This is a genomic window from Micromonospora deserti (assembly GCF_003236335.1).
In the GTDB taxonomy this organism is placed as follows: Bacteria; Actinomycetota; Actinomycetes; order Mycobacteriales; family Micromonosporaceae; genus Micromonospora; species Micromonospora deserti.
Genome location: NZ_POUB01000472.1, coordinates 1 through 2085, shown reverse-complemented (window position 1 = coordinate 2085; position 2085 = coordinate 1). Strand labels below are relative to the sequence as shown.

The window sequence follows — 2085 nt, the reverse complement described above, 5'->3', positions numbered from 1 at the left end:
CCATCGCCCCGCCCGCCACGCTGGCGGTACCGCTGGCGTCCGGCCCACCGCTGTGGTGCCGGGCGTGGTCGAGCAGGTCGGCGACGACGATCGCCGCCTGGTACATGGCGATGTGGGTGAACGCGCCCTCGCCGGTGACGTCGCCGACCGCCCAGATCCCGTCGGTGACCTGCAGCCGGTCGTCGACCGGCAGGTAGCGCTGGTCGGCGGCCACGCCCACGGTGTCCAGCCGTAGTTCGTCCAGGTGGGCCCGGCGGCCGGTGACCACCAGCAGCCGCTCGGCGGTAGACTCCGCCCCGCCGGCCCCGCGCAGGACGAAACCCCGCCCGTCGTGGTCGACCCGTTCGGCCCGTACCCCGGTGTGGATCTCGACACCGTCGGCGCGCAGCGCGGCGGCGGCCACCTCGGACGCCTCCGGTTCCTCGACGGCGAGCACCCGGTCCAGCGCCTCCACCACGGTGACCCGGACCCCGAACCGGGCGAAGACCTGGGCCAGCTCCAGCCCGATCGCCCCGCCGCCGAGCACCAGCAGCGACTCCGGCAGCTGCTCGACCTCGATCGCCTGGCGGTTCGTCCAGTACGGGGTGTCGGCCAGCCCGTCGATCGGCGGCACCGACGGCCTGGTGCCGGTGCCCAGCACGATCCCGTGCCGGGCCTGGAACACCTGGTCACCGACCCGTACCCGGCCGGGCCCGTCGAGCCGGCCGCTGCCCCGGACGAACCGGCCGCCCTTGCCGGTGAACCGCTCCACCGCGACCCGGTCGTCCCAGTGGTCGGTCGCCTCCTCACGGATCCGCTTCGCCACCGGCGCCCAGTCCGGCCGGACCTGCGCCGTGCCGGCGAGCCCGTCAACCCGGCGCGCCTCGGCGATCGCGTTGGCCGCCCGGATCATCATCTTGCTGGGAACGCACCCCCAGTACGGGCACTCCCCGCCGACCAGGTCCCGCTCGATGCCGACGACGGTGAGCCCGGCCTCGGCGAGCCGCCCGGCCACCTCCTCGCCGCCGACGCCGAGCCCGATCACGACCACGTCCACCAGTTCCGGCTCCGCCACCCCGCCAGCATTCCGCACCGCCGCGCCACGGGCCAGCGGCCCGCGCCGAATTCTCGGTGCCGGTGACGGTTCCGGCCGCCTACGGTGACCTGATGCGCGCGCGCTTCTCGGCGGTCCACGACTGCTTCCACGACCTCCTCGCCGCCGGCCGGGAGACCGGGGCCAGCCTGGCGATCCGGTACGACGGCGCGCCGGTGGTGGAGCTGACCGGCGGGGAACGGGCGCCCGGGCGGCCGTGGCGACCGGACACCCTGGTCAACGTCTACTCGGTCGGCAAGCCGCTGGCCGCGCTCTGCCTGCTGATGCTCGTGGACCGCGGGCGGGTCGACCTGGACGACCCGGTGGCCGCACACTGGCCGGGCTTCCGCACCCCCGCCACGGTCCGGCAGGCGCTCACCCACACCGCCGGGCTGCCGGCCTTCCCGGTACCCCGGCCCGCCGCCGCGGTCGCCGACTGGGACCTGCTCGCCGCCGACCTCGCCGGCGCCGAGCCGGAGTGGACGCCGGGCTCCGTCGCGGGCGAGCACGCCTGGACGTACGGGCACCTGGTCGGCGAGCTGGTCCGGCGGGTGGACGGGCGCCCGGTGGGCCGGTTCCTGGCCGAGGAGATAGCCGGCCCGTGGCGGCTGGACCTCGGCTTCGGCCTCGACGAGCCGGACCGGCGGCGCTGCGCCGACCTGACCTACGGCGACCCGGGGTGGCCGGTCCGGGCCGCCGGCGAGCCCGGGTCGCTGTGGGCGCGGGCGGTGGGCAACCCGGCCGGCGGCCTGGACCTGGCGGTGGTGAACGGCCAGCTGTGGCGGGGCGCGGAGGTGCCGGCGGTCAACCTGCACGCCACCGCGCCCGCGCTGGCCCGCCTGTACGCGGGCCTGCTCGCCGGCGGCACCCTCGACGGCGTGCGCCTGTTCAGCCCCGACCTGGTGGCCGAGGCGACCCGGGTCCAGTACGACGGCGACGACCTGCTGCTCGGCCGGCGGACCCGGTGGACGCTGGGCATGCAGCGGGAGGAGGACGGGAGCTGGGGCATGGGC

2 protein-coding genes are annotated in these 2085 nt (G+C 76.7%); one reads left to right on the top strand and one right to left on the bottom strand.

Translation table 11 applies throughout. The annotated features are described in order from the left end of the window. Nucleotides 1-1054: dihydrolipoyl dehydrogenase family protein (locus C1I99_RS31260; protein ID WP_233512823.1), on the bottom strand; the 1054-nt coding region annotated here is incomplete at its 3' end. A 92-nt stretch (nucleotides 1055-1146) separates the two neighbouring features. Between C1I99_RS31260 and C1I99_RS31255 the strand changes: the two genes are divergently transcribed. Further along, nucleotides 1147-2085: serine hydrolase domain-containing protein (locus C1I99_RS31255; protein WP_111137731.1), on the top strand; the 939-nt coding region annotated here is incomplete at its 3' end.